The 24,709-nt window shown below is 61.3% G+C and carries 25 protein-coding genes; 15 read left to right on the top strand and 10 right to left on the bottom strand.

Features of this window, described 5'->3' with window-relative positions:
* The first annotated feature begins 2 nt into the window (after positions 1-2).
* The gene (locus ACW9IN_RS11175) at positions 3-494 is read left to right on the top strand and encodes an OmpA family protein (RefSeq protein ID WP_457365910.1); all 492 of its coding nucleotides are present in this window, start codon (positions 3-5) and stop codon (positions 492-494) included.
* A gap of 622 nt (positions 495-1,116) precedes the next feature.
* Here ACW9IN_RS11175 and ACW9IN_RS11170 read toward each other — a convergent pair.
* On the bottom strand, positions 1,117-1,386 hold the full coding sequence (locus tag ACW9IN_RS11170) for a DUF3077 domain-containing protein (protein WP_457365909.1): 270 nt from the start codon (positions 1,384-1,386) through the stop codon (positions 1,117-1,119).
* A gap of 327 nt (positions 1,387-1,713) precedes the next feature.
* A complete protein-coding gene (locus ACW9IN_RS11165; RefSeq protein WP_177007781.1) occupies positions 1,714-2,661 on the bottom strand; it encodes a LysR family transcriptional regulator in 948 nt (315 codons plus the stop codon).
* 129 nt (positions 2,662-2,790) lie between these two features.
* On the opposite strand from ACW9IN_RS11165, the gene ACW9IN_RS11160 reads away from it, so the two are divergent.
* Positions 2,791-4,308 (top strand): CoA-acylating methylmalonate-semialdehyde dehydrogenase, encoded by a 1,518-nt coding sequence (locus ACW9IN_RS11160; RefSeq protein ID WP_457365908.1) that lies wholly within the window; start codon positions 2,791-2,793, stop codon positions 4,306-4,308.
* Positions 4,309-4,323: 15 nt separating this feature from the next.
* Positions 4,324-5,211 carry a 3-hydroxyisobutyrate dehydrogenase gene (gene mmsB / locus ACW9IN_RS11155; RefSeq protein WP_457365907.1) on the top strand — a complete coding sequence of 296 codons (888 nt, stop codon included), beginning with the start codon at positions 4,324-4,326 and terminating at the stop codon, positions 5,209-5,211.
* Positions 5,212-5,259: 48 nt separating this feature from the next.
* Here mmsB and ACW9IN_RS11150 read toward each other — a convergent pair whose 3' ends face one another.
* The gene (locus ACW9IN_RS11150; RefSeq protein WP_105700132.1) at positions 5,260-5,604 is read right to left on the bottom strand and encodes a cupin domain-containing protein; all 345 of its coding nucleotides are present in this window, start codon (positions 5,602-5,604) and stop codon (positions 5,260-5,262) included.
* Between the two features lie 285 nt (positions 5,605-5,889).
* Here ACW9IN_RS11150 and kynB point away from each other — a divergent pair, with 285 nt between their 5' ends.
* Both kynB and kynA read left to right on the top strand, forming a co-directional pair.
* Positions 5,890-6,540, top strand: coding sequence for an arylformamidase (kynB, locus tag ACW9IN_RS11145; RefSeq protein WP_457365906.1), 651 nt, complete (start codon positions 5,890-5,892; stop codon positions 6,538-6,540).
* Positions 6,537-7,394, top strand: coding sequence for a tryptophan 2,3-dioxygenase (kynA, locus tag ACW9IN_RS11140; RefSeq protein WP_457365905.1), 858 nt, complete (start codon positions 6,537-6,539; stop codon positions 7,392-7,394). The genes kynB and kynA overlap by 4 nt, the downstream gene beginning before the upstream one ends.
* 165 nt (positions 7,395-7,559) lie before the next feature.
* Here the strand turns inward: kynA and ACW9IN_RS11135 are convergent, their stop codons facing one another.
* The 4 genes from ACW9IN_RS11135 to antA all read right to left on the bottom strand — a co-directional run bounded on the left by ACW9IN_RS11135 (position 7,560) and on the right by antA (position 12,042).
* On the bottom strand, positions 7,560-8,963 hold the full coding sequence (locus ACW9IN_RS11135; RefSeq protein WP_457365904.1) for an amino acid permease: 1,404 nt from the start codon (positions 8,961-8,963) through the stop codon (positions 7,560-7,562).
* 71 nt (positions 8,964-9,034) lie between these two features.
* Positions 9,035-10,042, bottom strand: a complete 1,008-nt coding sequence (gene antC / locus ACW9IN_RS11130; protein ID WP_457365903.1) for an anthranilate 1,2-dioxygenase electron transfer component AntC — start codon at positions 10,040-10,042, stop codon at positions 9,035-9,037.
* Positions 10,043-10,159: 117 nt separating this feature from the next.
* Positions 10,160-10,651 carry an anthranilate 1,2-dioxygenase small subunit gene (gene antB / locus ACW9IN_RS11125; RefSeq protein ID WP_457365918.1) on the bottom strand — a complete coding sequence of 164 codons (492 nt, stop codon included), beginning with the start codon at positions 10,649-10,651 and terminating at the stop codon, positions 10,160-10,162.
* Positions 10,651-12,042, bottom strand: a complete 1,392-nt coding sequence (gene antA, locus ACW9IN_RS11120) for an anthranilate 1,2-dioxygenase large subunit (RefSeq protein WP_457365902.1) — start codon at positions 12,040-12,042, stop codon at positions 10,651-10,653. The genes antB and antA overlap by 1 nt, the downstream gene beginning before the upstream one ends.
* A 194-nt stretch (positions 12,043-12,236) precedes the next feature.
* On the opposite strand from antA, the gene ACW9IN_RS11115 reads away from it, so the two are divergent.
* On the top strand, positions 12,237-13,217 hold the full coding sequence (locus tag ACW9IN_RS11115) for an AraC-like ligand-binding domain-containing protein (RefSeq protein WP_457365901.1): 981 nt from the start codon (positions 12,237-12,239) through the stop codon (positions 13,215-13,217).
* 71 nt (positions 13,218-13,288) lie between these two features.
* Here the strand turns inward: ACW9IN_RS11115 and ACW9IN_RS11110 are convergent, their stop codons facing one another.
* The gene (locus tag ACW9IN_RS11110; RefSeq protein WP_457365900.1) at positions 13,289-14,164 is read right to left on the bottom strand and encodes a LysR family transcriptional regulator; all 876 of its coding nucleotides are present in this window, start codon (positions 14,162-14,164) and stop codon (positions 13,289-13,291) included.
* Positions 14,165-14,278: 114 nt separating this feature from the next.
* Here ACW9IN_RS11110 and ACW9IN_RS11105 point away from each other — a divergent pair, with 114 nt between their 5' ends.
* Genes ACW9IN_RS11105 through catA form a run of 3 tightly spaced genes read left to right on the top strand, consistent with a single transcriptional unit; the run spans position 14,279 to position 16,681 of the window.
* Entirely contained in the window at positions 14,279-15,406 is a 1,128-nt protein-coding gene (locus ACW9IN_RS11105; protein ID WP_457365899.1) for a muconate cycloisomerase family protein, read from the top strand.
* A gap of 12 nt (positions 15,407-15,418) precedes the next feature.
* Positions 15,419-15,709 carry a muconolactone Delta-isomerase gene (gene catC, locus ACW9IN_RS11100; RefSeq protein ID WP_457365898.1) on the top strand — a complete coding sequence of 97 codons (291 nt, stop codon included), beginning with the start codon at positions 15,419-15,421 and terminating at the stop codon, positions 15,707-15,709.
* 42 nt (positions 15,710-15,751) lie between these two features.
* Positions 15,752-16,681 (top strand): catechol 1,2-dioxygenase, encoded by a 930-nt coding sequence (catA, locus tag ACW9IN_RS11095; protein ID WP_457365897.1) that lies wholly within the window; start codon positions 15,752-15,754, stop codon positions 16,679-16,681.
* 104 nt (positions 16,682-16,785) lie between these two features.
* Here catA and ACW9IN_RS11090 read toward each other — a convergent pair whose 3' ends face one another.
* Positions 16,786-17,259 carry an Lrp/AsnC family transcriptional regulator gene (locus ACW9IN_RS11090; protein ID WP_457365896.1) on the bottom strand — a complete coding sequence of 158 codons (474 nt, stop codon included), beginning with the start codon at positions 17,257-17,259 and terminating at the stop codon, positions 16,786-16,788.
* A 144-nt stretch (positions 17,260-17,403) separates the two neighbouring features.
* Here ACW9IN_RS11090 and kynU point away from each other — a divergent pair, with 144 nt between their 5' ends.
* Both kynU and ACW9IN_RS11080 read left to right on the top strand, forming a co-directional pair.
* Positions 17,404-18,654, top strand: a complete 1,251-nt coding sequence (gene kynU, locus ACW9IN_RS11085) for a kynureninase (protein WP_457365895.1) — start codon at positions 17,404-17,406, stop codon at positions 18,652-18,654.
* 138 nt (positions 18,655-18,792) lie between these two features.
* Entirely contained in the window at positions 18,793-20,199 is a 1,407-nt protein-coding gene (locus ACW9IN_RS11080) for an amino acid permease (RefSeq protein ID WP_457365894.1), read from the top strand.
* Here ACW9IN_RS11080 and ACW9IN_RS11075 read toward each other — a convergent pair.
* Positions 20,145-21,035, bottom strand: a complete 891-nt coding sequence (locus tag ACW9IN_RS11075; RefSeq protein ID WP_457365893.1) for a LysR substrate-binding domain-containing protein — start codon at positions 21,033-21,035, stop codon at positions 20,145-20,147. The two genes, ACW9IN_RS11080 and ACW9IN_RS11075, sit on opposite strands and share 55 nt — an antisense overlap.
* Positions 21,036-21,209: 174 nt before the next feature.
* On the opposite strand from ACW9IN_RS11075, the gene ACW9IN_RS11070 reads away from it, so the two are divergent.
* From ACW9IN_RS11070 to ACW9IN_RS11055, 4 genes are all read left to right on the top strand, one after another.
* A complete protein-coding gene (locus ACW9IN_RS11070; protein WP_457365892.1) occupies positions 21,210-21,974 on the top strand; it encodes a sulfite exporter TauE/SafE family protein in 765 nt (254 codons plus the stop codon).
* A 124-nt stretch (positions 21,975-22,098) separates the two neighbouring features.
* Positions 22,099-22,689: an NAD(P)H-dependent oxidoreductase gene (locus ACW9IN_RS11065; RefSeq protein WP_457365891.1), complete on the top strand. Its 591-nt coding sequence runs from the start codon at positions 22,099-22,101 to the stop codon at positions 22,687-22,689.
* 31 nt (positions 22,690-22,720) lie between these two features.
* Positions 22,721-23,617 carry a LysR substrate-binding domain-containing protein gene (locus ACW9IN_RS11060; protein ID WP_457365890.1) on the top strand — a complete coding sequence of 299 codons (897 nt, stop codon included), beginning with the start codon at positions 22,721-22,723 and terminating at the stop codon, positions 23,615-23,617.
* 103 nt (positions 23,618-23,720) lie between these two features.
* A complete protein-coding gene (locus ACW9IN_RS11055; RefSeq protein WP_457365889.1) occupies positions 23,721-24,614 on the top strand; it encodes an NAD-dependent epimerase/dehydratase family protein in 894 nt (297 codons plus the stop codon).
* Positions 24,615-24,709 lie beyond the last annotated feature (95 nt).

Below are 24,709 nucleotides of genomic sequence, written 5' to 3'. Positions count from 1 at the left end.
CCTTGTTCACCACCGCGCGTTTCATGTTAATCACCTTGCTGATGGCCCTGCTCGCCCTCGGCGGCTGCCAGACGGTCCCGCCCAAAGGCCTGACCCCGGCCCAGGTCGCCGTCCTCAAGCAACAAGGTTTCGAACTCACCGACGAAGGCTGGGCATTCGGCCTGTCCGGCAAAGTGCTGTTCGGCAGCGACGTCGAAACCCTCAACCAACCCAGCAGCGACATCGTCCAGCGCATCGGCAAGGCCCTGCTGGGTGTCGGCATCGAACGCGTACGCGTCGACGGCCATACCGATGCGTCCGGCAAGGAGAGCTACAACCAGCAACTCTCCCTGCGCCGCGCCCAAAGCGTGGCCACGGTGCTCAAAGGTGTCGGCATGAAAGAAGAAAACATCCAACTGCGCGGCCTGGGCAGCAGCGAGCCAGTGGCGCCGAACACCACGGTGGCAGGGCGCACCGAGAATCGGCGGGTGTCGATTGTGGTGATTGCGGACTGAGTCCGCCCCGCCAATCTCAATGTGAAACCCCATCAACTGTGGGAGCTGGCTTGCCGGCGATCGCGGTGTCTCAGTACTGGATGTACTGACTGACACACTGCCATCGCAGGCAAGCCAGCTCCCACAGTGGGTTTGCGGTGTGAATGAAACAGCGTTTGCTAAGTAATTTTGATTGTTCCCACGCTCCGCGTGGGAATGCCGCCCTGGACGCTCCGCGTCCACTTTTGAAGTCGTAACGCGGAGCGTCACAGGATGCATTTCCACGCGGAGCGTGGGAACGATCGGTCATCAAGAAAGTTGCTCCCACAGGGGACTTGCGGTGGCTGGAAAAGCTCTCCCAACAGGGCCATCGCGCCGAACGCTTTCTTGCCAACCATAGAGAACCAATGTGGGAGCTGGCTTGCCTGCGAAGACGGCGGCACAGCCGACACAGATGCGACCTGACCCACCGCCTTCGCAGCCTCGCCGGGGCTCGACAGCTCCCACAGGAGCCTTGTAGTGGCGGGAAAAACGCGGTCAGCAGGGCCATCGCGCCTGGCGCCTTCTTGCCAACAATAGAGCTCCCACCTTTGATGTATGGATGGCTCTAAACAGCATTCGCTTAACGGCTTGGCGTCATTGCTTACGTCAAGTCATCCACCACCGCCTTGCCCATCTCACACAGGTAATGCGCGGCCCACGCGTATTGCTCGCCACGCACATCCATGGCGGCTTCCATTGCGAGTTTCTTGGAGTAGAAAAGCAGGGTGGAGGCGTGCTCTAAAGCTTCCTCAATCGGCATGCCGGCGTTGACGCGGAACAGGGGTTTTTCGTTTTCGCCGTAATCGCCGAAAGTGACAACGCCGAGGGTAGTGATGGAAGAAAGCGGGGGATCGGGGACGATTTTTGACATGATGTTTCCCAAATTTGCAGTAGGGGTCACCACGGCATGTCGCTAAACATGAAGAGGTGGCAGCTGTACACGGGTTAGCGAACCGGTAAATTTGGGAACCCGGCAGACCCGAAGGTCTCCCGCGTACAGCCGCCATAAAATGGTAGAGACAGGTAAAAAAGCCTGGCAATACTTTGGCATCACATCCCAACTAATCCGAGTCGCTAAACCCGATCGCTGATGAGCAGCGAAGTCAGGAGGCTAGTGACCCAAACGGTAGGGCGCAATGGGGTAGAGAGTCTCTAGGAAACGTCCTGCAATTTAAAGCGAATCATCGTTGATGGCCCTTTAATCCGCGAACCGCATCTCCCGCGTCTCCCCCATCAACAACCCCTGATTCTGCTCCGTCACCTCCCGGATGTAATCCCACAACAAGGTAATCCGCTTCAACTTGCGCAGGTCCTCCCGGCAATACATCCAGAACTGCCGCGTAATCGCAATCTGCTCCCCCAGCACCGGCAACAACCGCGGGTCCTGCGCCGCCAGAAAACACGGCAATATCGCCATCGACCGTCCCTGCTGCGCCGCCACGTACTGCGCGATCACGCTGGTACTGCGCAAGCTGGCGCTGGCGCCGGGCACCACGTTTGCCAAGTACAACAGCTCCGAGCTGAACGCCAGGTCATCCACATAGCTGATAAACGGATGCTCGGCCAAATCCGCCGGTTTGCGGATGGGCGGGTGCTGGTCGAGGTATTCCTGGGTCGCGTACAGCTGCAATTTGTAGTCACACAGCTTGCAACACACATACGGCCCATGTTCCGGGCGCTCCAGGGCGATGACGATGTCGGCTTCGCGCTTGGACAGGCTGATGAAGTGGGGCAGGGGCAGGATATCCACCGAGATGGCCGGGTAGGTGTCGACGAAGTGGCTTAACTGCGGGGTGACGAAGAAGCTGCCGAATCCTTCGGTGCAGCCCATGCGTACATGGCCGGACAGCGCCACGCCGGAGCCGGAGACTTGCTCGCAGGCCATGTGCAGGGTGCTTTCGATGGACTCGGCGTAGCCCAGCAAACGCTGGCCTTCGGTGGTGAGCACGAAGCCGTTGGTCCGGGATTTTTCAAACAGCAGGGTGCCGAGGGAAACTTCCAGCGAACTGATGCGCCGCGACACGGTGGTGTAGTCCACCGCCAGGCGCTTGGCGGCGACGCTGGCCTTGCGGGTGCGGGCCACTTCGAGGAAAAACTTCAAGTCATCCCAGTTCAGGGAGCCCAATGAGGTGATGTTTTTTTGCATGTTGGACCGGCTTTTATGTGCGTTCTTATTAGAGATTTGCACATCTATACTCCAAAAACAGTCCGAACGCCTCATTTCCAAGGCGATTCACGCGCCTTGTCTCTGCATAACTACAAGATTGGAGACCCCATGAACGCATCTGCCGATATTTCCGTGCAACAGGTCAAGCTGCTGATCAACGGTGAGTGGGTCGAGTCCAGGACCACCGAGTGGCAGGACATCGTCAACCCCGCCACCCAAGAGGTGCTGGCCAAAGTCCCGTTCGCCACTGCCGATGAAGTCAACGCCGCCATCGACGCCGCCCATCGCGCCTTCCAGACCTGGAAGCTGACCCCGATCGGCGCACGCATGCGCATCATGCTCAAGCTGCAAGCCTTGATCCGCGAACATTCCAAGCGCATCGCCGTGGTCCTCAGCGCCGAGCAGGGCAAGACCATCGCCGATGCCGAGGGCGATATCTTCCGTGGCCTGGAAGTGGTGGAGCACGCCTGTTCCATCGGCACCCTGCAAATGGGCGAATTCGCCGAGAACGTCGCAGGGGGCGTCGACACTTACACCCTGCGTCAACCCATCGGCGTGTGCGCCGGCATCACCCCGTTCAACTTCCCGGCGATGATTCCGCTGTGGATGTTCCCGATGGCCATCGCCTGCGGGAATACCTTCGTCCTCAAACCGTCCGAGCAGGACCCGCTGTCGACCATGTTGCTGGTGGAGCTGGCGCTGGAAGCCGGTGTGCCGGCCGGTGTGCTCAACGTGGTGCACGGCGGCAAGGACGTGGTGGATGCGCTATGCACCCACAAAGACATCAAGGCCGTGTCTTTCGTCGGCTCGACCGCCGTGGGCACACACGTGTACGACCTGGCCGGCAAACACGGCAAGCGCGTGCAATCGATGATGGGCGCCAAGAACCACGCCGTGGTGCTGCCGGATGCCAACCGCGAACACACCCTCAATGCCCTGGTCGGCGCCGGTTTCGGTGCGGCGGGCCAGCGTTGCATGGCCACTTCGGTGGTAGTGCTGGTGGGCGCGTCCAAGCAATGGTTGCCGGACCTGAAAGCATTGGCGCAGAAACTCAAGGTCAACGCCGGCAGCGAAGCCGGTACGGATGTCGGCCCGGTGATCTCCAAGCGCGCCAAGGCACGCATCCTGGACTTGATCGAAAGCGGCGTGAAAGAAGGCGCCAAGCTGGAGCTGGACGGTCGCGACATCAAGGTGCCGGGCTTCGAGCAAGGCAATTTTGTCGGCCCGACCCTGTTCTCGGGCGTGACCACCGATATGCAAATCTACACCCAGGAAATCTTCGGCCCGGTGCTGGTGGTGATTGAGGTTGCGACCCTCGATGAAGCCATTGCTCTGGTCAACGCCAACCCGTTCGGCAACGGCACCGGCCTGTTCACCCAGAGCGGCGCGGCAGCGCGTAAGTTCCAGAGCGAAATCGACGTGGGCCAGGTCGGCATCAACATCCCGATCCCGGTGCCGGTCCCGTTCTTCAGCTTCACTGGTTCGCGCGGCTCCAAGCTCGGCGACCTGGGCCCTTACGGCAAGCAAGTGGTGCAGTTCTACACCCAGACCAAGACCGTCACCAGCCGCTGGTTCGATGACGACACCGTCAACGATGGTGTCAACACCACCATCAACCTGCGTTGATTCCGGGAGACGACCATGAAGATTGCATTTATCGGCTTGGGCAACATGGGCGCTCCCATGGCCCGCAACCTGATCAAGGCCGGCCATGCGCTGAACCTGTTCGACCTGAACCAGACGGTGCTCAAGGAACTCGCCGAACTGGGTGGCACCATCAGCGAGTCGCCGCGTGATGCGGCAACCGGCGCTGAACTGGTGATCACCATGCTGCCCGCCGCGGCCCATGTGCGCAGCGTGTGGCTGAATGAAGACGGCGTACTCGCCGGTATCGGCAAAGGTGTGCCGGCGGTGGATTGCAGCACCATCGACCCGCAGACCATCCGCGATGTCGCGACGGTGGCGGCCAAGCAAGGCGTGGCCGTGGCCGATGCCCCGGTCTCCGGCGGCACCGGCGGCGCCGCCGCAGGGACGTTGACCTTCATGGTCGGCGCCACCGCGGAACTGTTCGCCACCCTGCAACCGGTGCTGGCGCAGATGGGCCGTAACATCGTGCATTGCGGTGACGTGGGCACCGGGCAAATCGCCAAGATCTGCAACAACCTGCTGTTGGGGATCAGCATGGTCGGCGTCAGCGAAGCCATGGCCTTGGGCGATGCGCTAGGAATCGACACCCAAGTACTGGCCGGCATCATCAACAGCTCGACCGGGCGTTGCTGGAGTTCCGACACCTACAACCCGTGGCCGGGCGTGATCGAAACGGCGCCATCGTCCCGTGGGTATACCGGCGGTTTTGGTGCCGACCTGATGCTCAAGGACCTGGGCCTGGCCACCGAAGCTGCGCGTCAGGCCAAGCAACCGGTGATTCTCGGCGCCGTGGCCCAGCAGTTGTATCAGTCGATGAGCCAGCGTGGGGAAGGGGGCAAGGACTTTTCGGCGATCATCAACAGCTATCGCAAGCCCAAATAGGGGCTTTTCCGGGAACCCGCTGTTGGCGGGTTCCCGGGTTTTTGCGGCTCAAGCAAACACAAAATACTTACGCACCGTCTCGACCACTTCCCAGGTCCCCTTCATCCCCGGCTCCACCACGAAGATATCCCCTGCGCGCAGGTGAATCGGCTCCAGGCCTTCGGGTGTGATGATGCAGTAGCCTTCCTGGAAGTGGCAGTACTCCCACTTTACGTAGTCCACGTACCACTTGCCTGGTGTGCAGATCCAGGTGCCCATGATCTTGCTGCCGTCTTCGCTGGTGTAGGCGTTGAGGTTGACGGTGTGCGGGTCGCCTTCGAGTTTTTCCCATTTGCAGGCATCCAGGACCGGCAGTGGGTGAGTGTCGCGCAGTACGGTGATGGGCTTGGCCATGAGGGCTCCGAGGCAGGGAATGGAAAGAGCAACCCTAAGGCCTGGGACGTTGTGTCAGTGGTCTGAACTCGACATCGGGATGTCCAGAAGCGCAGGTGGATGCAAGCCCGCTCCCACATTGGATCTTCAGTGGCAGATCTGCCGTGGCTGGGAGAAATTATCGAGCGTGAATACCCCAATTCCTCGCAGTAAGTGCGAAAGATCCTCCGTCTGGCGCCAGTATTCGCAAGAAAATTCGCAACCGCCCCTCGTATCATTCTCTGCAGAATGAGTGAGAGCCTTCAAATGAACCCAATAAAAACGTGGTGGGATATCAGCCCGCCCTTGAGTGCGGCGACGCCGACCTGGCCGGGAGATACGCCGTTCCAGGAAGAACGCGTGTGGCAGTTTGGTCCGGAGTGTCCGGTGAATGTCGGGCGTATCACCTTGTCGCCGCACACCGGTGCCCATGTGGACGCACCGTTGCATTACAGCGCCGACGGCGCGCCCATCGGCGAGGTGTCGCTGGATGTGTACATGGGGCCCTGCCGCGTACTGCATTGCCTGAACAGCGGCGCATTGGTGCAACCGCATCAACTGGAAGGGCGTGTGGATAACTTGCCCGAGCGCGTGCTGTTGCGCACTTATCCACAAGCGCCGCTGACCGAATGGGATTCGAATTTCACCGCTATCGCCCCGCAAACCATTGAGTTGCTCGCCAGCCTGGGTGTGCGTTTGATCGGAATCGATACCCCGTCGCTGGACCCGCAGCAGTCCAAAACCATGGATTCCCACAACGCCGTGGCGCGCCATGGCATGGCGATTCTCGAAGGCATCGTGCTCGATGACGTGCCGGAGGGTGACTATGAACTGATCGCGCTGCCGCTGCGGTTTGCCAACCTGGACGCGAGCCCGGTCCGCGCGATCCTGAGACCTTTCAAGGAGCCCGCGCGATGAGCCAATGTCCCTTCTCTGCTGATTATCAGCCGCCCGAAGAATGGCATAACGCCGAACTGAATTTCTCCGAGTCCATGAGCTACGGCGATTACCTGGACCTGGGCAAAATCCTCAGCGCCCAGCACCCGCTGTCGCCGGACCACAACGAAATGCTCTTTATCATCCAGCACCAGACTTCCGAGCTGTGGATGAAACTGATGCTCCACGAACTCAAGGCCGCCCGCGAACACGTGCGCCTGGGCGAGTTGCCGCCGGCGTTCAAGATGCTGGCGCGGGTCTCGCGGATCTTCGATCAACTGGTGCACGCGTGGGCGGTACTGGCGACCATGACCCCGTCGGAATACAAGGCGATTCGCCCGTTCCTGGGGCAGTCGTCGGGGTTCCAGTCGTTCCAGTACCGCGAGATCGAATTCATCCTCGGCAACAAGAGCCCGGCACTGCTGCGGCCCCATGCCCATCGCCCGGAACTGCTGAACGAATTGAAAGTGGCGATTGCCACGCCGTCGTTGTATGACGAGGCGATCAACCTGATGATCAAGGCCGGTCTGGCAATCGACCCGAAACGCGCCGAGCGTGATCCGACAGCGGCCACGGTGCATGATGACTCGGTGGAGGCGGCCTGGCGCGAGGTGTACCGCGACCCGAGCCGGTATTGGGACTTGTATCAGTTGGCCGAGAAGTTTATCGACCTGGAGGACTCGTTCCGCCAGTGGCGTTTTCGCCATGTGACCACGGTGGAGCGGATCATCGGTTTCCAGCCGGGAACCGGCGGCACCGAGGGCGTGGGGTATTTGCGCAAGATGCTCGACACCGTGCTGTTCCCCGAGCTGTGGCGAGTGCGCTCCACGCTCTGAACAAAAAAAGCCCCGGATCACCGGGGCTTCTTCATTTGGAATGCATTCAAAACTGTGGGAGCTGGCTTGCCTGCGATAGCGGTATATCAGCCAACACATTCAGCGACTGATAATCCGCCATCGCGGGCAAGCCCGGCTCCCACACAAGCCCGGCTCCCACAGGGATTATTGTGCGTTCACTACCGCGTTACTCCTGCGAACCCGTAACCGGTAGGCAACGTAGATAATCCCCACCCACACCGGCATCGCATACACCGACTCGCTGATCCCCGGAATCGCCAGCATCACGCCGATGATCATCACCATGAACGCCAGGCACAGGTAGTTGCTGAACGGGAACCAGAAGGCCCTGAACGACGGCGTCACGCCTTGCTCGGCCATGGCTTTGCGGAACTTGATGTGGGTAATGCTGATCAGCGCCCAGTTGATCATCAGCGAGGCAACCACCAGCGCGAACAACAGCTCCAGCGCGCTCTTCGGTGCCACGTAGTTGACCACCACGCACAGCATCGTCACCAGCGCCGAAATCGCCAAGGCGCGGATCGGCACGCCTTGCTTGTTCAGCTTCAGCAGCGCCTTGGGCGCATCGCCTTGCTCGGCCAGGCCGAACAGCATGCGGCTGTTGCAGTACACGCCGCTGTTGTACACCGACAGCGCCGCGGTCAGCACCACGAAGTTGAGGATGTGCGCAGCGGTGTCGTTGCCGATCAGCGAGAAGATCTGCACGAACGGGCTGCCGCTGTAGGCATCGCCCGAGGCGCCGAGGGTTTGCAGCAACTGGTCCCACGGGTACAACGACAGCAGCACGGTCAGGGCGCCGACGTAGAAGATCAGGATCCGGTACACCACCTGGTTGATCGCTTTCGGGATCACCTTGCGTGGCTCGCTGGCCTCGGCGGCAGTGATGCCCACCAGTTCCAGGCCCCCGAACGAGAACATGATGAACGCCATGGACATCAACAGCCCCATGCCGCCATTCGGGAAGAAGCCGTTGTGGCTCCACAGGTTGCTGATGGACGCCTGCGGGCCGCCGCTGCCGCTGAACAGCAGGTAGCAGCCGAGCACGATCATGCCGACAATCGCCACCACCTTGATGATCGCGAACCAGAATTCGGCCTCACCGAAGAACTTGACGTTCAGGGTGTTGATCAGGTTCACCGCGACAAAGAACACCAGCGCGCTGACCCAGGTCGGGATGTCCGGCCACCAGAACTGGATGTACTTGCCCACCGCCGTCAGTTCGGCCATGCCCACCAGCACGTAGAGCACCCAGTAGTTCCAGCCCGCGAGGAAGCCTGCGTAGCCACCCCAGTAATTGTGCGCAAAGTGGCTGAAGGAACCGGCCACCGGTTCCTCAACGATCATCTCGCCGAGCTGACGCATGATCAGGAACGCGATGAAACCGGCAATCGCGTAGCCCAGGATCATCGACGGCCCCGCCGATTTGAGTACCCCGGCCGAGCCGAGGAACAACCCAGTGCCAATCGCCCCTCCCAAGGCGATCAGCTGAATGTGCCGGTTCTTCAGGCCACGCTTGAGGCCTACCGGGTTAACCATGTCATCCGCCATTAACGTTCCCTTCTACTTGTTTTTTTCAGGGTGAATGCACGTCGCACCCGCCCCTCAAAACTTCTGAGGGGTCAGATATTACTCTGCGTAAACTTTTCGTAATACAGCTGGACGCCATGAAGTGCCTGATCTGCCAGCCATTGCTGGACGGATTCGACCATGGCCGGGGGGCCGCACAGGTACATATCCGCCGAACTGTCCCGCAATTCGGCCAGGTCGAAATGTTCGGTGAGGTAGCCGCGCTTGCCGGGCCAGTCATCGGAAGGCGCGCTCAGCACTTCGGTGTAACGAAACGCCTTGATCGTTGCGGCGTAGGCCCGGATGCGTGCCGCTTCGCACAAGTCTTCGGCACCGCGTACGCCGTAATACAGGTGCACCGGTTGGTTGCAGCCGTTGGCGGCCAATTCATCGAGCATCCCCAGCAAGGCCGACAAGCCAGTGCCGCCCGCCACCAGTACCAGGGGGCGGGTGACATGACGCAAGTAGAACGCGCCGAGTGGCGCTTCCATCAGGATCGGGTCGCCCACCTGGCAACGTTCGCGCAGGTAGTTGCTCATGACACCGTCGGGCAACAGACGCACCAGGAATTGCAGCTGATTGCCGGGAAGATTGGCGAATGAGTAAGACCGCCAGCTGTCCGTGCCCGGCACCGACAGGCGCGCATATTGGCCTGGCAGAAACTCCAGCGCCTGATCCAGTTGCACGTTCAGGATCGCCGTGCTGGCCGACACTGGCTCCACCGCGCTCACGGTCGCGTTTATTCGAACCGGCTCCGGCGCATTGCACAGGCTCGAAGCAAAATCGAAGTAGAACGTCGCATCGGACTTCACCCGCGTCTGGCAACTGAGCATCTTGCGCTGTTGCAGGTCGAGGCTGGACAGCGCCTCTTCGTCCACATAGTCCTGGGTGTACTCGCCGGATTCGCAACGTCCCTGGCAGGTGCCGCACACGCCTTCGCGGCAGTCCAGGGGGATCTTGATGCCGTTGCGCAACGCCGCATCGAGCAGGATTTCATTCGCGCCCACCGGGAAGAACAGGGTCTTGCCGTCAGCAAAACTGAAGGCCACTTTGTGATTCATCCAGCATTCTCCATGGATTGGATAACTGTAGGAGCTGGCTTGCCAGCGATAGCGGTCTGTCGGGCGACAGTGCTCAACAGGTCAGACGCCATCGCCGGCAAGCCGGCTCCTACAGGGTCAGAGGTGATAGAAATCCAGCACCGAGTTGATGGTGTCGTTGAGCAACAACACATGCTTGCGGGTGATCAGCCAGCTATCGCCGTCGGGCTTGAGGCGGTAGGTGGCATGTCCGTAGAACTGCTCCGCAGTGGCCAGGCGATAGAACAGCGTGTGCCAGTTCAATTTCACCTCCAGCGTGTCATCCGCGTGCTCGGCAATGCGCACGTTATTGATCAGGTGCACGGTGCGCGGCATCGGTGTGGCCGACGCGGCCTTGCCGGTGCGCAGACGGAACACGCGGTCTTCCAGGCCCGAGCGGTTGGCGTAGTAGATCAACGACATCTCGCGTTTGGGGTCACGGGTGTAGACGTGCTCCGAGTCCCATTGCGGCAGGTGGAACTCGCTCTGCGGATCGAAGAGCTGCACATAGGCATCCCAGTCCTGGGCGTCGCACAGCTCGGCCTTGCGGTAGAAGAACTGCTCGATCCGGTACTGCAATTGGGCATTCATCATTCCACCTCCCGCAGTTTCAGCGCGTGTTGATCGAGGCCGTCGAGCAGGCACCTTTGCCAGTTGCGGTGCTGGTTGACATACAGGCCTTCGTGGGTGAATTCGGTGCCGGTCATCGCCGGTTGAATACCCAGGGTTTCGCTGTTGGGCGTGGGCCCGGTCTCCCAGCGGTGGCTGCCGCGCGAGATATCGCTCCAGCGCTCCAGTCGCCCCTGAAACCCGCGCTGGGCTTCGCGGAATTCCACCAGGTCATCCGGCGTGCCCATGCCGGACACATTGAAGAAGTCTTCGAACTGGCGAATGCGGTTTTCGCGATCGGCGTCGGACTCGCCCTTCACCCCCAGGCACTGGCTGATGATCTCGGTCTTGTTCCACGCCAGCGGGCGGATGATGCGCAGCTGCGAGCTGATCTGGTCGAGGAAGAACAGGCTCGGGTAGATGTTCAGGTTGCGCAGGCGGTGCATCATCCACTCGGCCTTGGGCTGGCCGTGCTCTTCCACCAGGCGCGGCATGATGGTGGCGTAGCCGGAGCGCACGCTGGGGTTGGGCATATCGCTGAACAACAGGCTGTGGCCGTTGTTGAAGGCGAACCAGCCGTCATCGGTATTGGCGTCACCCGCGCCGAGCTTGCTGTAGTCCAGGGTGCTGCCTGCGCCTGTGCCGTTTTCGGTATTCACCTGTTGGCGATGCTGCACCGTGGCCACGTAGTTGTAGTGCACGGTGCTGACGTGATAACCGTCCAGGCCATTTTCGTTTTGCAGCTTCCAGTTGCCGTCGTAGGTGTAGGCGGATTTGCCCGGCAACGCCTCCAGCTCACCGGTGGCGGACTGGGCGACCATCATGTCGAAGAACACTTTGGCATCCCCCAGGAAGTCTTCCAGGCTATCGGTGCCCGCCACGTCCAGGCTGATGAACACGAACCCCTTGTAACTCTCGATGCGGGCTTTTTTCAGCCCGCGCGTGGCCTTGTCGAACCCTTCCGGGTATTCCCCCGGCGCCTTGACCTTCACCAATCGACCGTCGCTCTTGTAGCACCAGGCATGGAACGGGCAGGTGAAGGTCGACTGGTTGCCCTTGCCGACCCGGGTGAGGGTGGTGCCGCGATGCTGGCAGGCGTTGATCAGTGCGTTGAGCTGGCCTTCACCGTCGCGGGTGATGATCATCGGCTGGCGCCCGGCGCGCATCGTCACGAAGTCGTGGTTATGCGCCAGCTCGCTTTCGTGGCAGGCGTAGATCCAGTTCTTTTCGAAGATCAGGTCCATCTCCAGGTCGAACAGGTCTGGCTCGGTGAACAGGTCGCGGGCGATACGGAACACCCCCTCGGCGGGGCGAAAATCCAGGCACCCTTCAATAAAATTTTTCCACTGCTCGACGCTTTTTGGACCACGCATGGGAGGCACCTTTCTTGTCTGGGCTAATCGGTGCCCCATTAAAAACAGCACGGTCGAGCGTGGGCTATCCGCTTAATCGGGGAAGCCGGGCCGAAAAGTGGCGACGGCTGCCGCACGCCCGTGCAATGCGCTACTGTGATTGACCAGACGCGCCGCCAGAGCGCGCACAAGCCTAACCGCCGTGGGTGCACCTGATGAGCAGCCAATCGATCCAACGTTTCGACCTGGAAGGCGCCTGTAACTGGATGTCGGGCATCTGCGGCCCGCATCGGTTGGCCACCGCCACACCCGAGCGCCTGCGTTTTCAGCACAGCGCCAATGTGCTCAAGTCCCGCGCCACCACCCTGGGGGTGATCGAGTACGGCACCGACGTGACCATCGATATCGAAGACGCCGAACACTTCAGCAGCTACAGCCTGAGCCTGCCCCTGGTGGGCGAGCAGGAGTTGAGCCGCAACGGCGAGCGGGCGAGTTCCAACCGAGACCAGGGGGTGATCATCTCGCCCAATGAACATCAAGTGCTGGCGATCTCCGGCGACTGCCGCAAGTTGCAGGTGGTGATCACGCGGACGGCGATGAGCGAGGCTTTGGAAGGTTTGCTGCAACGGCCGGTCCAGGTGCCGCTGCGCTTTGAATCGGCGATGGACGCGGTGGACGGCGCTTCGGCGGCCTGGTGGCGCATGGTGCGTTACTTCATCACGGAACTGGAACAAGGCAGCGCGTTGTATGAACAGCCGGCGTTTACCCGCGACCTGGAAAGCTCGTTGATCAAGGGCCTGATTCTGGCCCAGCCGAACAATTACTCCGAAACACTGCGCGATGTGTTGGGGGTGAAGCTGCCGCATTATCTGGTTCGCGCGCGGCAGTACATTCACGACCACGCCCGCGAAGCGGTGCATCTGGAGGACCTGGAAGCCGCCGCCGGGGTGTCACGGTTCAAGCTGTTCGACGCCTTTCGCAAATACTTCGCGCTGTCGCCCATGGCTTATCTGAAAAAGCACCGCTTGAGTGCGGTGCGCCAGGCCATCCTTGAACATGGCGCCACCCAAACCATTTCCGAGATCGCCCTGGGCTGGGGCTTTACCCACCTGGGGCGATTTTCGGCGGAGTATCGCAAGCTGTTCGATGAATCGCCCAGCCAAACCCTGCAACGCAAGCGCCTGCGCAGCCTTTGAACCCCATGAAGATCAAAATGTGGGAGCAGGCAAGCCAGCTCCCACAGGGGTTTTGTGGTGTTTGGGAGGAATCAGATCAATTCTTCGACCAGTTGCAGGCAATGACTGAGCCCCGGCGACTGGTCATTCACCCGTCGGCTGAGGATGATCGGCGAGGTCGCCGTGACCTCCACAATCGGCGTGTAGCCGATGTCCGCCCGATGCAGCACCTGCACCGACGCCGGTACCAGCGTCACGCCCATGCCGGCGCCGACCAGGCCGATGGCGGTCTGCAACTCGTTGGTCCACTGCGCTACCCGGAGGCTCAGACCGTGGGTGTCGAACAGCGCGATCACATGGTCGGCGTAGCTGGGGCGCGGGTTGCCCGGGTAAAGCACCACGGGTTCCGCTGCCAATTGCGCGAGGGTAACGGGGGCGGCGAGCAACGGGTGACCGGCGGGCAGCACCGCCACCAATCGGTCTTCCACCAGCACACGCTGGACGATGGCCGGGTCGTCGATGCGAATGCGCCCGAAGCCCACATCGATGCGCCCGGCCTTGAGCGCTTCGACCTGCTGCAACGTGGTCATCTCCGACAATCCCAACTCCAGCTCCAGCGTCTCATGGGTACGCAGGCGGCGGATCAGTTCCGGCAGCACGCCGTACAGGGTCGAGGGCGCGAAGCCGATGCCCAGCCAGGTCTTCTCGCCCTGACCAATGCGCCGCGTGCTGTCGCAGACCTTGTTCAACTGTTCGAGCAACACGTTGGCATGCTCATAGAAAAACCGCCCGGCTTCGGTCAGCCGCAGCGGTCGGCCACGCTCCAGCAGGGTCACCCCGAGTTCGTCCTCCAATTGCTGAATCTGCCGGCTCAGCGGTGGCTGGGCGATGTGCAGGCGTTCGGCGGCGCGGGTGAAGTTGAGGGTCTCTCCCAGCACCTGGAAATAGCGCAGGTGACGCAGTTCCATGACGGCTCCTTTCATACCTGTGAGGTATTGTGCGAGACCCATTCTATATTGGAAGCCTTGAAAAATACGGCACAGAATCGGCTGAAACTTGAAAGTAACCCCACGGGTATTGCCATGCCGATTTGCGCCATTGAGTCGATCGACACGATCATCGTCGACCTTCCCACCCTTCGCCCGCACAAGCTGGCCATGCACACGATGCAGAACCAGACACTGGTGATTATCCGCCTGCGCTGTGCCGACGGCATCGAAGGCATCGGCGAAGCCACCACCATCGGCGGGCTGAGCTACGGCAACGAAAGCCCCGACAGCATCAAGGTCAATATCGATCGTCATTTCGCCCCGCTGTTGATCGGCCAGGACGCGAGCAATATCAACGCGGCCATGCAGCGCCTGGAACGCAGTATTCGCGGCAATACGTTTGCCAAGTCCGGCATTGAAAGTGCGTTGCTCGACGCCCAGGGCAAACGCCTGAACCTGCCCGTCAGCGAACTGCTCGGCGGACGCGTGCGCGACGCCCTGCCGGTGGCCTGGACCCTGGCCAGCGGCGACACCGCGCGGGACATCGACGAAGCGGAAAAGATGCTCGATCTGCGCCGCCACCGCCTCTTCAAACTGAAGATTGGGGCCCGTGACGTCAGCCACGACCTGGCCCATGTGATTGCGATCAAAAAGGCCCTGGGGGACCGCGCCAGCGTGCGCGTCGATGTCAATCAGGCCTGGGACGAAGCGGTGGCGCTGCGGGCGTGCAAGGTGCTGGGCGACAACGGTATCGACCTGATCGAGCAACCCATCTCGCGCAATAACCGTGGCGGTATGGTCCGGCTCAATCGGTCGAGCCCGGCGCCGATCATGGCCGATGAATCCATCGAGTGCGTCGAGGATGCGTTCAACCTGGCCCGCGAAGGCGCAGCCTCGGTGTTCGCCCTCAAGATCGCCAAGAACGGCGGCCCCCGCGCCGTGTTGCGCACCGCGGCGATTGCCGAAGCGGCGGGCATCGGGCTGTACGGCGGCACCATGCTGGAAGGCGGTATCGGCACCCTGGCTTCGGCCCATGCCTTTCTCACGCTGAACACGCTGGCGTGGGGCACCGAGCTGTTCGGCCCGTTGCTGCTCACCGAAGACATCCTCACCGAACCGCCGGTCTATCGGGATTTCCAGCTGCACGTTGCTGCCGTACCGGGCCTGGGCCTGGCCATCGATGAAGAGCGCCTGGCGTTCTTCCGTCGCGACAAACACTAAGAGGCACCTGCCATGCTGTTCCACGTAAAAATGACCGTGAACCTGCCCCTCGATATGCCACCCGAGCGCGCCGCCAGCCTCAAGGCCGAGGAGAAGGCGCTGGCGCAGCGCCTGCAACACGAAGGCAAATGGCGCCACCTGTGGCGTATCGCCGGGCACTACGCCAACTACAGCGTGTTCGATGTCGACAGCGTGCAGGAACTGCACGACCTGCTGATGCAACTGCCGCTTTTCCCCTACATGGCCATCGAAGTGAACGCCCTGTGCCGTCACCCTTCGTCGATCCATGGGGACGACCGCTAAGCCGGTTCTCAAGCCTGATAATTACAAGATGAGGAGTGCACCATGTCCATTCGCCTGTCCCAGACGGCCCATGCCCAACGGTTTCTCGAACAAGCCAGCGGCCACCTCAACGACGCGGGCAACCCGCGCGCCAAGGCGCTGATCTATCGGATCCTGCGCGACACCGTGAACATCATCGAAGACCTGGAGGTGAGCCCGGAAGAGTTCTGGAAGGCGGTCAACTACCTCAACGAGCTGGGCAAGCACCAGGAAGCCGGCCTGCTCGCCGCCGGCCTGGGGTTGGAGCATTACCTGGACTTGCTGATGGACGCCGCCGACGAGGAGGCCGGCAAGACCGGCGGCACGCCGCGCACCATCGAGGGCCCGCTGTACGTGGCCGGTGCACCGCTGTCGAAGTACGAAGCGCGGCTGGACGATGGCACGGACGCCGCCGTGCCGCTGTTCATGCGCGGGCAGGTGCGCGACACGCAGGGCAAGCCGTTGGCCGGGGCGATTGTGGATGTGTGGCAGGCCAACACGGGCGGCACGTACTCCTGGTTCGACCCGACGCAATCGGAATTCAACCTGCGTCGACGCATCGAGACCGACGCTCATGGCAACTACCGTTTTCGCAGCATCGTGCCGTCGGGCTACGGCTGCCCGCCCACCGGGCCGACCCAGCAGTTGCTCGACCAACTGGGGCGACATGGGCAGCGCCCGGCGCATATCCACTTCTTCATTTCCGCGCCGGGGCATCGGCACCTGACCACGCAGATCAACCTGTCGGATGATCCGCATCTGCATGATGATTTTGCCTACGCCACGCGGGATGAATTGATCGCCGAAATTCGCTTCAGTGACGATCCGCAACTGGCGCGGGAGTTTGGCGTGGAAGGGCGGTTTGCGCACATTGATTTCGACTTTGAGTTGCAAGTGGCGGATGCGCCGGTAGAGCAAAAGCGTATGCAGCGCGTGCGTGCCCTCGAGGACTGAACGCGGTTAAAAATGTGGGAGCTGGCTTGCCTGCGATAGCAATGGTGCATTCACCACCGTCATCGCAGGCAAGCCAGCTCCCACAGAGTGCGGTGGCGTTGGGGCTATTTGCGGATGACCAGGTCCAACACCTCATCCCGATCCTTGATCTTCTGCAACACGATCTCCGAGCGTATGTCCGTCACCCCCGCCGTGCGGTTCAGGTGGTTCACGATAAAGTCCGAGAAGTGCTTGAGGTTGCGGGCTTGCACCCGCAGCACATAGTTGCTGGCGCCGGTGATCACGTAGGCGCTGGCCACCTCCGGCCAGCCCTGCACCTTCTTGATGAACGTCTCGTGCCAGTCCTCCACATCCTGACGCAACGACAGGTGCACGATGGCTTCCAGCTCGATGCCCAGTTGCTCGGCATTCAATACCGCGCGATACCCGCTGATGATTCCCTCGCTCTCCAGCAGACGCAAACGGCGCAGGCATGCCGAAGGGGACAGCGCGACTTTTTCCGCCAGTTCCTGGTTGCTGATGCGGCCATCCTGTTGCAGGTAATGCAGGAGGCGCAGGTCGGTGGCGTCGAGAATCATGGTTAGAATAAATCCGCGTGTTTGGGGGTTAAATTCGAATTTCCTACAGCTTAATTAGCCTGTTGCTACTCACTTTGCACGAAAATTCTCTAAAACTTCGTTCATTATTTGGTCCATTCTTACTTATAAAAACCAGGACCGCCCATGACCCCTCGAAGCCATTGCCAAGCCCTCGACGCCCAGGACCCGCTGGCGCCCTTGCGCCGCCAGTTCGCCTTGCCCGAGGGCGTGATCTACCTCGACGGCAACTCATTGGGCGCCCGCCCGGTAGCGGCTCTGGCGCGGGCGCAACAGGTGATCAGCGAAGAATGGGGCAACGGCTTGATCCGCAGTTGGAACAGCGCCGGCTGGGCGGACCTGTCGCAGCGCCTGGGCAACCGCCTGGCGCCGTTGATCGGCGCGCGTGACAACGAGGTGGTGATCACCGATACCACCTCGATCAACCTGTTCAAGGTGCTGAGTGCCGCATTGACGGTGCAGCGCCAACGCCAGCCTCATCGCAAAGTGATCGTCAGCGAGGCGAGCAACTTCCCCACCGACCTGTACATCGCCGAGGGCTTGGCCGAGTTGCTGCAACAGGGCTTTTCCCTGCGCCTGGTCAACAGCCCGGAAGAACTGCCCCACGCCATCGACGCCGACGTGGCGGTGGTGATGCTCACCCACGTCAATTACAAGACCGGCTATATGTACGACATGCCGGCGCTCACTGCGTTGAGCCATGAGTGCGGCGCCCTGAGCCTCTGGGACCTGGCGCATTCGGCGGGCGCAGTGCCTATCGACCTGCACGCGGCCTGCGCCGATTACGCGATTGGCTGCACCTACAAATACCTCAACGGCGGGCCGGGTTCCCAGGCGTTCGTGTGGGTCAACCCGGCGTTGGTGGACGTGGTACGCCAGCCGTTGTCGGGCTGGTTCGGGCATACCCGGCAATTCGCGATGGAATCCCGCTATGCGCCGAGCGCCGGCATCGCCCGTTACCTGTGCGGCACCCAGCCGATCACCTCGCTGGCCATGGTCGAGTGCGGCCTGGAGATTTTTGCCCAGACCGATATGGCGAGTTTGCGCAGCAAATCCCTGGCGCTCACCGACCTGTTTATCGCGTTGGTCGAAGCCCGTTGCGCCGCCCATGACGTGACGTTGATCACCCCGCGTGAACACGCCCGGCGTGGCAGCCATGTGAGTTTCGAACACCCTGAAGGTTACGCCGTGATCCAGGCCCTGATCGCCCGGGGTGTGATCGGCGATTACCGCGAGCCGCGCATCATGCGGTTTGGTTTTACGCCGTTGTACACGAGCTTTACCGAGGTGTTTGACGCTGTGGAAATCCTTGGCGACATCCTCGACAACCACACCTGGGACCAGCCGCAATTCAAAGTCCGCAACAGCGTCACTTAAGGGCAATACAAATCGACTGTGGGAGCTGGCTTGCCTGCGATAGCGTCGGTGCATTTACAACCGCCATCGCAGGCAAGCCAGCTCCCACAGGGTTCAGCGCCAGCAACAACAATCACAATAAGAAAAGGGGCACACCACGTGACCACGCCAGACAACGGCTTTGCAGAGATCACCCATCGTGAGCAGGGCCTGCGGCGCCAGCTCACTTCCGGCCAGATGAGCATGATCGCCATCGGTGGCGCCATTGGCACCGGACTGTTCATGGGCAGTGCTTACGCCATCGGCTATGCCGGGCCCAGTGTGTTGGTGAGCTACGCCATCGGTGCGTTGATCACCTTGCTGTTGATGGGTTGCCTGGCGGAGATGACGGTGGCCCATTCCACCTCGGGCTCCTTTGGAGCCTACGCCGAGTTCTACATCAGCCCGCTGGCCGGCTTCCTGGTGCGCTATGCCTATTGGGCGGCGATTGTGTTGGCGGTGGGGGCGGAGGTCACGGCGGTGGCGATGTACATGAAATACTGGTTCGCCAATGTGCCGGAGTGGGTGTGGATCCTGTCGTTTTCCAGCGTGTTGATCCTGCTCAATGGGATCAGCGTGAAGACTTTCGGCAACTTCGAATACTGGTTTTCCACGATCAAGATCAGCGCCATCGTGGGCTTCATCCTCCTCGCCGTCTACGTGGTGTTCGGCTCGGGCAACCCGGAGTATGGCGTGCAGAACTACACGGCCCACGACGGCTTTTTCCCCCATGGATTGAGCGGTATGTGGATCGCGGTGATCGTATCGATCTTCAGCTACCTGAGTGTGGAGATGATCGCCGTGGCCGCCGGTGAAGCTGCCGACCCGGAGCAGGCCGTGAAGAAGGCCTTCCGCGCCACCATCGTGCGCCTGGTGGTGTTCTACCTGTTGACCCTGGCGCTGATGCTGGCCATCGTGCCGTGGAACCAGGCCGGGCAGGCTCAGAGCCCATTCGTCACGGTGATGCAGACGCTGGGCATTCCCGGTGCCACCGGGGTGATGAATTTCGTGATCCTGATCGCGGCCCTGTCGGCCATGAACAGCCAGCTCTACATCACCACGCGCATGATGTTCAGCCTGTCCCGTGCCGGTTTTGCGCCCAGGGCCATGGGGGCCTTGAGCAAGCGCGGCATTCCGCTGAACGCGTTGGTGCTCTCCAGCTCGGGCATTGCCCTGGCGACCTTGCTCAACGTGGTTTACCCGGAAAGCTCATTCACGCTGATGATGGCCATTTCCATGTTTGGCGCGATCTTCACCTGGTTCATGATCTTCCTCACGCACTGCTTCTTTCGTCGTTACCGCAAGCGCCATGGCGGGCCGCAGCTGTCGTTCCAGCTGCGTCTGTTTCCCTACAGCACGCTGTTGGGTCTGGTGTTGATGGGCGCGGTGATGATCACCACGTATTTCACCGAAGCGTTCAAGATGACCCTGGTGTTTGGGGTGCCGTTCCTGCTGATTCTGTCGGCGGTGTATTACGGGTTCTTCCGCAAGGGCAGGGCCAGGGCGTCGAACAAGGCTTTGGCGTAACCCGGCAACTGTTCGAATGCGCGCGCGCAGAGCAGCAGCTTTCGGCAGGCCCAGTCTTCTTGCAGGGAGTGGACCTTGAAACGCTGTGCCAGCGGCCAACGCGCCAGTGCCGCCTGGGGAACGATCCCCAGGCCTGCGCCGCCTGAAACCATGCGGATCAACCCGTCAAAGCCCTCGGCGCGGATGCGCGTTTGCAGGCGAAAGCCTGCGTGCAGGGCCTGTTCTTCCAGGTAGACCGTCAAGGCGCTGCTGGCGGTCAAGCCGACGAAATCGTGGTGCAGGCTGTCGATGAAACTGCCGTGGGTGAACGGATGATCCAGTGGTGCAATCAGCACCAGCGGGTCATCGCGAAAGGGCAGGGTCTGCAAACCCTGGGTGTCCACTGCGTCGGAGATGATCCCCAGGTCCGCCGTGCCCTGGCGCAGGGCCTGGGTGATGCGCAGGCTGGGCAGTTCCTGGAGGTCGATTTCGAGGTTGGGATGTTGGCGCAAAAAGTCGGCCAGCAGCTCCGGCAGGTATTCGCTGAGTGCCGTGGTGTTGCACAGCAGGCGCACCTGGCCTTTGACGCCATTGGCATACTCGGCCAGGTCCTGTTGCAAGTGTTCGGCCTGTTGCAGCAGCAGACGCGCGTGACGGGCCAGGGCCTTGCCCGCCGCCGTGGGCGTGACGCCCCGGCGATTGCGCTCCAGGAACTCGATGCCCAGCGACGCTTCCATCGCGCGGATGCGGGCACTGGCGGCGGCCAGGGACAAGTGGCTGCGCGCTGCGCCGGCGGTGATGTTGCCGGCGTCGAGGATGTGCAGGTAAAGGCGCAGGTCGATCAGGTCAAAGTGCATGGTCGGGTTTCTCGGGTGACTGGAATGGCCTCATCGCAGGCAAGCCAGCTCCCACATACATCAAATGTGGGAACTGGCTTGCCTGCGATGACGTCTTTAGCCTCATGCAAAACAAGAGGCTGCCTCAGTATATGGCGAATTTTCGATCCCATCGAAAAGCGCCACAATCGCCCCATGAATACCTTCCTGGCGTTTTACCAAGACATTGGCCCAGCCCTGACTTTGCTGGTGATCGGCACCTTCCTGCTGGCCGGCGCCGTCAAGGGGGTGATCGGCCTGGGCCTGCCCACCGTTGCCATGGGCTTGCTTGGCCTGGCTATGCTCCCGGCGCAGGCTGCGGCCTTGCTGATCATTCCGTCCACAGTGACCAACCTTTGGCAGTTGGCGATCGGCGGGCATTTGGGCGCGCTGCTCAAGCGGCTATGGCCGATGCTGTTGCTGATTTTCCTCGGGACCGGGCTGGGTACGCTGGGGCTGGGCATGAACGGCACGACTTGGGTGGTACATGCCCTGGGCGCAGCCTTGCTGCTGTACGCGCTGAGCGGGTTGTTCCTGCCGGTGCTCAAGGTCAAGCCCGCGGCCGAGCGCTGGCTGGGTCCGCTGTGTGGACTGATCACCGGGATCATTACTTCGGCGACCGGTGTGTTCGTGATTCCGGCAGTGCCGTATCTGCAAGCCCTGGGCTTGAACCGTGATCAATTGGTGCAGGCGCTGGGGCTGTCGTTCACGGTATCGACCCTGGCGCTGGCGGCTGGATTGGCCTGGCGCGGAACCCTGGGCGGTGGCGAAATCAATGCGTCCCTGTTGGCACTGTTGCCCGCGTTGCTGGGCATGTGGCTGGGTCAGGCAGTGCGTCAGCGCATCAGCGCAGTGTTGTTCAAACGGGTGTTTTTCATCGGTATGGCAGTGCTGGGGGGACATCTGTTGATCAGTGGCTAAAATCAAAAGTACGGCGCTATTCGTGCTTTTTGATCAAAGGTGTTTTGCCGTGCCCCTGCTTATTCCGCAGGGGCAATGCCGATAGCCTGCCTCCAGAAATTTTCAACCTTCTGGATACCCTCCCATGAAAAAAGTACTCCTGCTCAACGGCGGCAAACAATTCGCACACTCCGACGGCCGCTACAACACCACGTTGCATGACGCCGCCGTGGCCCTGTTGGACCGCGCGGGGATCGACGTCAAAGTCACCCATATCGACCAAGGCTATGACGTGGCCGAAGAAGTCGCCAAGTTCCTCTGGGCCGACGTGGTCATCTACCAGATGCCCGGTTGGTGGATGGGCGCGCCGTGGATCGTCAAGAAGTACATGGATGAAGTGTTCACCGAAGGTCACGGCAGCCTCTATGCCAGCGATGGCCGTACCCGGTCCGATGCGTCGCAGAAGTACGGCAGCGGCGGCTTGATCCAAGGCAAACAGTACATGTTGTCCCTGACCTGGAACGCACCGCAGCAAGCCTTCGATGACCCGACCGATTTCTTCGAAGCCAAGGGCGTGGACGCGGTCTACTTCCCGTTCCACAAGGCCAACCAGTTTCTGGGCATGACCGGCCTGCCGACCTTCTTGTGCGTTGACGTGATGAAGCGCCCGGCCATCGAGGCCGACGTGGTGCGTTACGAACAGCACCTGGCGCAGGTGTTCAGTTTCTCGGTGTAAGCTGCTACCCACCGAATACAGAGGACTGCCCGTGAAAGCCCGATCCGATGAGCTACAGATCTTCGTCAGCGTGATTGAGTGCGGCTCGATTTCCGCTGCGGCGGAGCAGGTCGGGCAGACGCCGTCGGCGGTGAGTCGCACCTTGTCGCGCCTGGAGGCCAAGCTCGACACCACGTTGATCAACCGCACCACGCGGCGCATGGACCTGACCGAAGAGGGCAAGTATTTCTTCGAGCAGGCCAAGGTGATCCTGGCGCAGATGGACGAGCTGGAAGAGCGCCTGTCATCCCGTCACAAAAAACCGGCGGGGCGGCTGCGCATCAACGCCGCCGTGCCGTTCGTGCTGCATGGCTTGATCCCGTACATCGCCGAGTTTCGCAGCCTCTACCCGGATATCCAGCTGGAGTTGAACAGCGATGACCTGATCATCGACCTGCTGGAACAAAGCACCGACATCGCGATCCGCATCGGCGTCCTGGCCGACTCCACCTTGCACGCGCGCTCCCTCGGGTGCACGCCGCTGCATATCCTCGCCAGCCCTGAATACCTCGAGCAATACGGCACGCCGACCACCGTGGCCGAGCTTGCGCAGCATACCTTGCTCGGCTTCACCCAGAGCGACACCCTCAACCACTGGCCGCTGCGCCATGTGGAAGGCGACCGCTGGCTGATCCAGCCGAGCATCGCGGCCTCCAGCGGCGAAACCGTGCGTCACTTGGCGTTGGAGGGGCAGGGCATTTGCTGCCTGTCGAACTTCATGACCATCGCCGATATCGAGGCCGGGCGGTTGGTGCCGGTTCTGGAGGTGTTCAACAGCGGCTACCGCCAGCCGATCCACGCGGTGTTTTATCGCAACTCGCAGTTGGCGTTGCGCATCCAGTGCTTCCTGGACTTCATTCAAGCCAAGCTGGTGCGCTATGCCTGCTGATTCGTGACTATCGCGCAAGACTGATTTGGGCGACGAGGGCTTATTCGGCGGCGCATGGGCCTTGATACTGGGCCCATCACTTACCCAGTCAGGAGAACCTTCCATGAACGTATTCGTTACCGGCGCTGCAGGTTTTATCGGCGGTTCCATCGCCACCGGTCTGGTCCAGGCCGGCCACCGTGTCACCGGCCTAGTGCGCAGTGCCGAGCAAGCGGCTGAAATGACCGCTCTGGGCATCACCCCGGTGATCGGCACGCTCGACGATGCCGGCGTATTGACCGAGCAGGCGCAGCAGGCCGATGCGGTGATCAATGCCGCCAGCAGCGATCACCGTGCAGCCGTGGAAACACTGCTGGCGGCATTGAAAGGCTCGAACAAGCCGTTCCTGCACACCAGCGGTTCGAGCATCGTCGGGGATGCGTCGGGTGGTAAATCCAGCGACGTGATCTACTTCGAAGACAACCTGCCGGAGCCAACCGTCGACAAAGCGGCGCGCGTGGCCATCGACAACCTGATCCTCGCCGCTGCGAAAGACGGGGTGAACTCGGCAGTGATCTGCAACACCCTGATCTACGGTCACAGCCTGGGCGTGAAACGCGACAGCGTGCAACTGCCGCGCTTGCTCAAGCAGGCGCGCAAGAGCGGCGTGGTGCGCCATGTGGGCAGCGGACAGAACATCTGGTCCAACGTGCACATCGAAGACGTGGTGGCGCTGTACCTGCTGGCGCTGACCAGGAATGTACCGGGCACGTTCTACTTTGTGGAAAGCAGCGAAGCCTCGTTCATCGATATGACCACCGCGATTGCCCAGGCCCTGAACCTCGGCCAGCCACAGGATTGGCCACTGGCCGAGGCGGAAGCCGAGTGGGGCTATGAAATGGCCAACTACGGCCTGGGCTCCAACAGCCGGGTGCGTGGCAAGCATGCGCGTGAATTGCTGGGCTGGGCGCCGAAGCGGACGTCGGTGGTGGAGTGGATTCGCCACGAGATGGTCTGATGTTCGCTTGAGACCGGGGTGCTGCCATCGCAGGCAAGCCAGCTCCCACATTTTGAACTGTGAACACGGTCAAGTGTGGGAGCTGGCTTGCCTGC

Source organism: Pseudomonas sp. SDO5271_S396 (assembly GCF_054071795.1).
This window is presented reverse-complemented; position numbering and strand designations above follow the sequence as displayed.

Bases quoted from the DNA above. Each gene is read 5' to 3' on its own strand.
- antB (WP_457365918.1), bottom strand. From the start codon at position 10,651: ATGAATGCCCAATTGCAGTACCGGATCGAGCAGTTCTTCTACCGCAAG.
- ACW9IN_RS11090 (WP_457365896.1), bottom strand. From the start codon at position 17,259: ATGATTCTCGACGCCACCGACCTGCGCCTCCTGCATTACCTGCAACAG.
- antC (WP_457365903.1), bottom strand. From the start codon at position 10,042: ATGAATCACAAAGTGGCCTTCAGTTTTGCTGACGGCAAGACCCTGTTC.
- ACW9IN_RS11105 (WP_457365899.1), top strand. From the start codon at position 14,279: ATGCCGATTTGCGCCATTGAGTCGATCGACACGATCATCGTCGACCTT.
- ACW9IN_RS11150 (WP_105700132.1), bottom strand. From the start codon at position 5,604: ATGGCCAAGCCCATCACCGTACTGCGCGACACTCACCCACTGCCGGTC.
- ACW9IN_RS11110 (WP_457365900.1), bottom strand. From the start codon at position 14,164: ATGGAACTGCGTCACCTGCGCTATTTCCAGGTGCTGGGAGAGACCCTC.
- kynA (WP_457365905.1), top strand. From the start codon at position 6,537: ATGAGCCAATGTCCCTTCTCTGCTGATTATCAGCCGCCCGAAGAATGG.
- ACW9IN_RS11170 (WP_457365909.1), bottom strand. From the start codon at position 1,386: ATGTCAAAAATCGTCCCCGATCCCCCGCTTTCTTCCATCACTACCCTC.
- mmsB (WP_457365907.1), top strand. From the start codon at position 4,324: ATGAAGATTGCATTTATCGGCTTGGGCAACATGGGCGCTCCCATGGCC.
- catC (WP_457365898.1), top strand. From the start codon at position 15,419: ATGCTGTTCCACGTAAAAATGACCGTGAACCTGCCCCTCGATATGCCA.
- catA (WP_457365897.1), top strand. From the start codon at position 15,752: ATGTCCATTCGCCTGTCCCAGACGGCCCATGCCCAACGGTTTCTCGAA.
- ACW9IN_RS11075 (WP_457365893.1), bottom strand. From the start codon at position 21,035: ATGCACTTTGACCTGATCGACCTGCGCCTTTACCTGCACATCCTCGAC.
- kynB (WP_457365906.1), top strand. From the start codon at position 5,890: ATGAACCCAATAAAAACGTGGTGGGATATCAGCCCGCCCTTGAGTGCG.
- kynU (WP_457365895.1), top strand. From the start codon at position 17,404: ATGACCCCTCGAAGCCATTGCCAAGCCCTCGACGCCCAGGACCCGCTG.
- ACW9IN_RS11115 (WP_457365901.1), top strand. From the start codon at position 12,237: ATGAGCAGCCAATCGATCCAACGTTTCGACCTGGAAGGCGCCTGTAAC.
- ACW9IN_RS11160 (WP_457365908.1), top strand. From the start codon at position 2,791: ATGAACGCATCTGCCGATATTTCCGTGCAACAGGTCAAGCTGCTGATC.
- ACW9IN_RS11135 (WP_457365904.1), bottom strand. From the start codon at position 8,963: ATGGCGGATGACATGGTTAACCCGGTAGGCCTCAAGCGTGGCCTGAAG.
- antA (WP_457365902.1), bottom strand. From the start codon at position 12,042: ATGCGTGGTCCAAAAAGCGTCGAGCAGTGGAAAAATTTTATTGAAGGG.
- ACW9IN_RS11065 (WP_457365891.1), top strand. From the start codon at position 22,099: ATGAAAAAAGTACTCCTGCTCAACGGCGGCAAACAATTCGCACACTCC.
- ACW9IN_RS11165 (WP_177007781.1), bottom strand. From the start codon at position 2,661: ATGCAAAAAAACATCACCTCATTGGGCTCCCTGAACTGGGATGACTTG.
- ACW9IN_RS11055 (WP_457365889.1), top strand. From the start codon at position 23,721: ATGAACGTATTCGTTACCGGCGCTGCAGGTTTTATCGGCGGTTCCATC.
- ACW9IN_RS11070 (WP_457365892.1), top strand. From the start codon at position 21,210: ATGAATACCTTCCTGGCGTTTTACCAAGACATTGGCCCAGCCCTGACT.